Source organism: Hahella ganghwensis DSM 17046, from assembly GCF_000376785.1.
GTDB lineage: Bacteria > Pseudomonadota > Gammaproteobacteria > Pseudomonadales > Oleiphilaceae > Hahella > Hahella ganghwensis.
Genome location: NZ_AQXX01000073.1, coordinates 20699 through 27617 on the forward strand (window position 1 = coordinate 20699; position 6919 = coordinate 27617).

Consider the following 6919-nt stretch of genomic DNA (forward strand, 5'->3'; position numbering starts at 1 on the left):
CCCATCCAGACTGGATGAGCCCCTGACTCGGGAGGACTAAATTAAACTTTAAAGCGCTCAACCTGATCGCGCAGGTGTTCACCAAGCTCCGACAGCTCATGACTGGTTTGGGCTGTTTGTTCGGTGCCCCGGGCAGTCTGTTCAGAAGCATCAGCAATAGAGGTAACACTACGACTGATATCTTCCGTAACAGCCGTTTGCTCCTCTGAGGCACTGGCAATCTGGGTGTTCATGGTACTGATGGTACCGATAGAGTTCGTGATCACCGTTAATGATTCCCCTGCAGATTGAGCTTTAGAAACTGCGCTTTCTCCATTGGCCCGGCTCTGCTCCATGGAACTGACCGCACGATTGGAGCCATCCTGAAGCCGGGTAATCATGGCCTGAATCTCTTCTGTGCTTTCCTGGGTCTTACTTGCCAGAGCCCTGACTTCATCGGCCACCACCGCAAACCCGCGTCCGGCTTCACCGGCTCTGGCAGCCTCAATGGCGGCATTAAGCGCCAAGAGATTCGTCTGTTCGGCAATTCCCCGAATGACACTCAGGACAGATACAATGGAATTAACGTCGCCTTCCAATGCATTGATAACTTCTGAGGCCTCGCCGATCTGCTCAGACAATTGCGCAATGGACTTTATGGCGTCATCCACCACCGTTTGTACATTGAGGCTTTCTTCGTCAGCCTTTTGCGCTGCTTCTGCCGCCTGTTGCGCATTTTGGGCAATTTCCCTTGCTGCGGCAGACATTTCATTGACCGCCGTCGCCACCATTTCAGTTTCCTGCCGCTGCATGGAAACCGCCTCACTGGTATCGCTGGCAAACTGGTTCATTTCATCCACTGAACTGGCCATACTTTGTACGGAATTCTTGATATCAGCGACCAGGTCCTGGACTTTGCTGACAAAGCCGTTGAAGCCACTGGCCAGTTTGGCAAACTCATCATTCCCATGAACGTCCAACCGCTGGGTAAGATCGCCTTCACCCTGCGCTATATCCTGCATAGTATCCGCCAGCTTCACGACAGGTTTCATCAGATTATTCAACAATAAGGTCATCAGCCCGATCACAATCGCCACACCCACTATGGCAAACACCAGCGCCGAGTTGCGGAAACTATAAAGAGAGGCGTAGGCTTTATCTTTGTCCACCACAATCGCCAGATTCCAGTTCACAGACTCCACTCCTTCTATTGGAACAAAGCCGACCAGGGCATCCTCTCCCTTCACTGTCACATCGGTCAGTTCCTGTTTCATACTGACACGCGCCCCATCAAACACATCAGACAACGACTGATCGACCAGATCCTGCTCTGGATGCACCAGAATTTTGCCATCTTGCGATACCAAAAAGGCATATCCCAGATCGAAAAAGTTGATTGAATTTACCAACTCCGCAATCACATTCAGGAACAAATCACCTCCTGCGACACCTCTGTTTGATCCCGAAAAAGGCATAGCGGCAGTGATAACCAAAGCATTGGAACTGGCATCAACATATGGTTCGGTAAATATTCCGCGATTCTGCTGTTTAGCATTGATGTACCAAGGCCGTTTTCTCGGATCATAACCTGCAGGCAAATTATAATCCGGGTCATTGATTAAAAACTCCCCGGACTCCAACCCCATATAAACGTCCGCCATTTCTTTGAATGCGGCCCCCTGATCAGCAATGGCTACTAAGGCATCTCGATCTGTTTCCGACGCAGCTCGCTTGGCAACGGCTTTAACCGTGTCCAATTTGGAATTCATCCAGTTGGAGATGTTTCCCGCAACCGCCTTACCGACTTCGTTAAGGCTTGTCTGGAGCTGTTTCTCTGTTTCTCCTGCCAGGTAGTAATAGTTATTCACTGCAAATGCGGCAATGGAAATAAACAGAATACTGGCACTGAGCAATATGATTTTTTGTCTGAACTGTAGGGACATCACCCACCTCACGGAATTCACGAGGACTGTCCATGTCGGCAAATCGTCCTGGATGGAAATTGAGTACTGAATTTTGGGCATTGGTTTCATCTGAAACTGTTACTCAATACTTACTCTCGTCAGCATGAGCAACAAATGAAACGTCTGCTGTGCCCTTATAGTTTAGACAAGGTTTCTGACTTGGCAGAAAAATAGTTTCAAATCAGGGAAATGTTAGATTAATTGAGATGTTGCCATCATTTCACGCGCTTCAACAGAATAATTCCGAGCGCGCCACTGATCAGTATCGGCACCAGGGTGGCCAGCACAGGGTTAAATCCGAATACCAGACTTGCCGGCCCAAGCAGATCCTGCATGTACTTGAAAAGCAGCCCCACAATAATGCCGCAAAACACTCGAAAGCCCATCGTAACTGAGCGCAGGGGCCCGAAAATAAAGGATATGGCCACCAGAACCAGGACCCCGGTTGCTACCGGCTGAAGGACTTTTTTCCAGAACGCCATCAGGTAGGTATTGGAGTTCAGTTCCTGCGCAGCCAGATAGTTCACGTATGTATAAAGGCCGCGAATGGAAAGATACTCCGGCTTGATAATCAATACACTCAAAACCGCGGGAGATAACTCAGTGTCCCACCGCTTGGAAACAATCTCCAATCGCGAGGTCCCATTTTCGGTGATATGGGTTTCCCTCAGATCCTGAAGAATCCAGTAGTCACCTTGATAAAGAGCACGTCTGGCAAACGACGACTTCACCAGTTCCCTAGAATCATTGAACTCAAAAAGGCTGACTCCGTGTAACACGCCTTTTGGCTCGACCGCATTAAAATGCATATAGACATCGCCTTCCCGATGCCAAATTCCCTGCTCGGAGGCAATACTTTCAGCCGCGCCCTGCTCAAGGGCACGCTGGGTCTGAGCAATACGTTCAGTATGCGGTGCAATAAATTCGCCGATAAACAGTCCCAGAAAAACAACCGCCAGCGCAGGTTTCATAGTAGACCAGACAATCCTGGACACCGAAATACCAGCGGCTCTCATAACCGTCAGTTCACTGGTATTTGCCAGTACACCCAACCCCACCAGGCATCCGATAAATGCCGCCAGCGGCAGATAATCGTATATTCGGCGGGGTACCGTGATACCAATATATTTGACGGCCTGCAGAACCTGATAGTTATTTTCAAGCTCATCCATTTCAGCAATGAAGGCAAACACCAGATCCAGCGACAGTACCACCATCAACACCAGCAACATGGCAGAGGAAACAGTCGACACGATATAGCGATCAAGCCTGCGCACGCTGAACCCTCCTCTTCTGCAGCCAGTCAGGACCGAACATTAAAGAAAGTGCAACCAATAGAAACAAGATGTGGACCCACCACATCCCTATCCATTCGGGGAGGCGCTCTTTTTCAATATTTTTGCGGCAGGCAATCAGGAGTCCCAGATACAGAATATAAATCAGCATCGCGGGGAGAAGATGGAAAAAACGACCCTGGCGGGGGTTAACCCGACTCAGAGGAATAGCCAGCAACGCAACGATGGGAACCAGAAGCGGAATGGAAATTCTCCACTGTAGTAAAGCCCGGTCCTCAGGATCATCAGATTTCCATAGCTCCCTCGTAGGAATGGCCTCTGCTTTGCTACGCTTTGCCCCTTGTGTAGGCTCTGCAATCTTGACCCCATAGGAATCATAGTCGATCACACGATAATCCAAGTCTCCGGGAACCCCTTCATAACGTGCCCCCTGATGCAGCACGATAAATCGACTGCCGGTTTTATCATCGACCAGTTGCGTTCCTCTTTGAGCAGCCAGTACCGCGATCGAGCCTTTTGCCTCATCGCGTTCAGCAATAAAGACATTCTGCATTTCGCGCTTGTCATCGCTCAGGGCTTCAGTATAAGTCACACGCTCTCCTGAACGTAGACTCTGAAAACGTCCCGGGACCAGCATTTCAAACTCAGTCATCTTGGACTGATCAATAAATATCTGCTCAACTTTCTGCATTCCCCAGGGACTCAGATAGAGGCTCATAAACCCCACGACCAAAGCCACCAATCCGGCTGTCGCCATGGTCAGTTTGATCAATTGCCACTTGGTCATGCCGCAGGCGAACAACACGGTCATCTCACTTTCGAGATACATACGACCATAGGCCAGGAGAATGCCAATAAACATGCCCAAAGGGAGAATCAGCTCAAGAAAGCCCGGCAGTCTGTATCCCATGATGGCAAAGAGAACATCCGCAGAGAGCTGGCCAGCCGCGGCATCGGCAAGGTATTTGATGAACCGGCCACTCATGAAGATCAGTAACAGGACGCCGGCTACCGCAAGCATGCTGACGAGCAGCTGTTTGGAAAGATAGCGAAGGATGATGTACAAAACGGATTCCGTGGATCTAATACTCAGGGAGGGAAGATACCAGACACGGGCGATAATTTCCTAGAAAAACCTTTTATTTCACCTAGTGGCCGATATCTAAAAATCGTTGTATGCTTCCCGTCTTTATGCAGTTTCACTCTTGATTATTTGTGTGGCTTTAACGCGTCCACCTCCAAGTATCAAATCAAAAGCAACGAATCAATATTCCATGCCGTTCAAGCTAAGGAAGCTAATATGAAATACTCCGTGCTAACCCAAGACGCATACAAACAGAAAACTGACTGTCTGATTTTGGGAATCCCAGAGGGAAAAAGCCTGCCCAAGTCACTGACGGACCTGGATGGAAGCCTGGACGGACTTCTGAAAGGCTTGTTTGCCGCGGGAGACATCAGCAGCAATACCGGTGAGGTCAGTTGGGTACACACCCCGGACAAACCAGCCAAAAGATTGCTATTTGTAGGTCTTGGAAAAAGCAAAGAGCTGGATGCCGCCAAAACCAGAAAAGCCATATCTGCAGTGATGTCGGCGTTAGCCAAAAGCTCTGCCGGGAATGCCGTTTCCACATTAAGTGAATACGCCAGCAAGTCATTTCCTAACGACCGCATTGTTGAGCACAGCATTCTGGCCCTGGAAAACGCCCTCTACAAATTTGACCAACTCAAGAGTGAGAAAGCCAAGCCCGGCAAACTGAAGCAACTGAAACTGACCGGCACCAAAGCAGACTCGGAGGCTGTCACCAAAGCAACGGCCATCGCCAAAGGCGTGGCTCTCACCAAAGACCTTGGCAACCTGCCTGGCAATATCTGCACACCTGAGTATCTGGCCACACAAGCAAAAGACATGGCCAAATCATACAAATCTGTTAAAACCACTGTGCTCGATGAAAAGAAAATGAAAGAGCTGGGCATGGGCTCTCTGCTGTCAGTGGCGGCAGGAAGTGCAGAACCTCCCCGCTTGATCACCATCGAGTACAAAGGTGCCGACAGCAAACAAAAACCTCATGTTCTGGTCGGCAAGGGGATTACTTTTGACACCGGTGGCATCAGCTTGAAACCCGGCCAGTCAATGGACGAAATGAAGTATGACATGTGTGGTGCCGCCAGCGTGTTCGGCACCCTGACCGCATTGGCTGAGATGAATGCTCCGATCAACGTGGTGGGTGTCGTTGCTGCGGCAGAGAACATGCCTGGTGGTAAAGCGACCAAACCCGGTGATATCGTCACCAGCATGTCCGGACAGACTATCGAAATTCTGAACACTGATGCCGAAGGCCGACTGGTACTGTGCGATGCCCTGACCTACTGCGAAAAGTTCAATCCTCAAACAGTCGTTGATATCGCCACCCTGACCGGCGCGTGCATTATTGCCCTAGGGAACGAAACGACTGGCCTCATGGCCAATGACGAGAAGCTTGCCCAGGAAATTCTGGCGGCAGGTCAGGCCAGCGGCGATCGTGCCTGGCAGCTTCCTTTGTGGGATGAATACCAATCTGCCCTGGACAGCAACTTTGCCGACATGCAAAACATCGGGGACCGAGCTGCCGGAACAATCACCGCCGCCTGCTTCCTCTCACGTTTCACGAAAAAATACCGTTGGGCTCACTTGGATATTGCCGGGGTCGCCTGGACATCCGGTAAAGCGAAAGGGGCATCCGGCCGCCCAGTCCCAATGCTGACAGAGTATTTGCTTAACAAACTTTAATATACTGATCACAGTGGTTCCTTTCGGAAGTTCAAAACCAAACCCGAAAGGAGCCACCTTTCATAACTCTGTCATCAATCCCTGTCTAAATGAGATTCTGAATGCCTAACAAGGCTGATTTTTATCTGCTGAACACAGCGGCCTCTGAGGCTGTTGACCATTTCGTATGCCGTTTGGCAGAAAAGGCGGTGCGCCTTGGAAATCAGATATATATCGCCTGCCGCGACCAGGAACAGATCGTATTTCTGGACGACCTGCTATATGAGTTCAAAACTGACTGTTTCCTTCCTCACTGTCGTGTTAACGATCCGGATACTTTGGCCCCGATTGTTTTGGGTGAGGGGCTCCACCCCGATCAAAAACCGTCTGTTGTGGTCAATCTTTCATCAATCGCATATACAGAAACGTCTAGGGTTATCGAGATAGTCCCAAATGCATCGGCCGAAAAGCATATTGCCAGGAACAAGTTCAAAGAGTACAAAGAAGTTGGATTTGATATGAATACCCATTCGCTGGAGTTGTAAGAAATATCCTGTATCGTTTTTCCCATATTGATTATTTGGTATTTTTTTACCAAAATCTGAAAATACCTGGGAATGATGGTGAGATATTTAATAATAATTAGGGAGGCTCTGAATAACTCCCCAAATCAGTCATAATACGGCCAACTTCACTCATCAGGAATACTATCCATGGATCAGATGACTTTCTCCGAAGCTGAATACCAGAATAAGAAGCGTAAGACCCGCCGGGAAATCTTTCTGGAGCGAATGGATAAGCTGATCCCATGGAAACGCATGGAAAAGAAGATCGCCCGCTATTACCCCAAGGGCGAGAACGGCCGCCCTCCGTATCCGTTATCCACCATGCTTCGTGTCCACTGCATGCAGCTATTTTATAACCTCAGCGATCCT

General features: G+C 49.4%; 6 protein-coding genes. 3 read left to right on the forward strand and 3 right to left on the reverse strand.

What is annotated here, in order from left to right; all coding sequences use genetic code 11:
- Positions 1-41 precede the first annotated feature (41 nt).
- The 3 genes from F566_RS0103945 to lptF form a co-directional block, all read right to left on the reverse strand.
- The gene (locus F566_RS0103945; protein ID WP_026179739.1) at positions 42-1922 is read right to left on the reverse strand and encodes a methyl-accepting chemotaxis protein; all 1881 of its coding nucleotides are present in this window, start codon (positions 1920-1922) and stop codon (positions 42-44) included.
- A 236-nt stretch (positions 1923-2158) separates the two neighbouring features.
- Entirely contained in the window at positions 2159-3220 is a 1062-nt protein-coding gene (gene lptG / locus F566_RS0103950; RefSeq protein WP_020405675.1) for an LPS export ABC transporter permease LptG, read from the reverse strand.
- Positions 3207-4304 (reverse strand): LPS export ABC transporter permease LptF, encoded by a 1098-nt coding sequence (lptF, locus tag F566_RS0103955; protein WP_020405676.1) that lies wholly within the window; start codon positions 4302-4304, stop codon positions 3207-3209. Before lptF ends, lptG begins: the two co-directional genes overlap by 14 nt.
- 234 nt (positions 4305-4538) lie before the next feature.
- On the opposite strand from lptF, the gene F566_RS0103960 reads away from it, so the two are divergent.
- The 3 genes from F566_RS0103960 to F566_RS0103970 form a co-directional block, all read left to right on the forward strand.
- A complete protein-coding gene (locus tag F566_RS0103960; RefSeq protein WP_020405677.1) occupies positions 4539-6005 on the forward strand; it encodes a leucyl aminopeptidase in 1467 nt (488 codons plus the stop codon).
- 101 nt (positions 6006-6106) lie between these two features.
- Positions 6107-6529, forward strand: coding sequence for a DNA polymerase III subunit chi (locus tag F566_RS0103965; RefSeq protein ID WP_020405678.1), 423 nt, complete (start codon positions 6107-6109; stop codon positions 6527-6529).
- 168 nt (positions 6530-6697) lie between these two features.
- The coding region (locus tag F566_RS0103970) for an IS5/IS1182 family transposase (protein ID WP_020405679.1) at positions 6698-6919 on the forward strand (222 nt) is incomplete at its 3' end.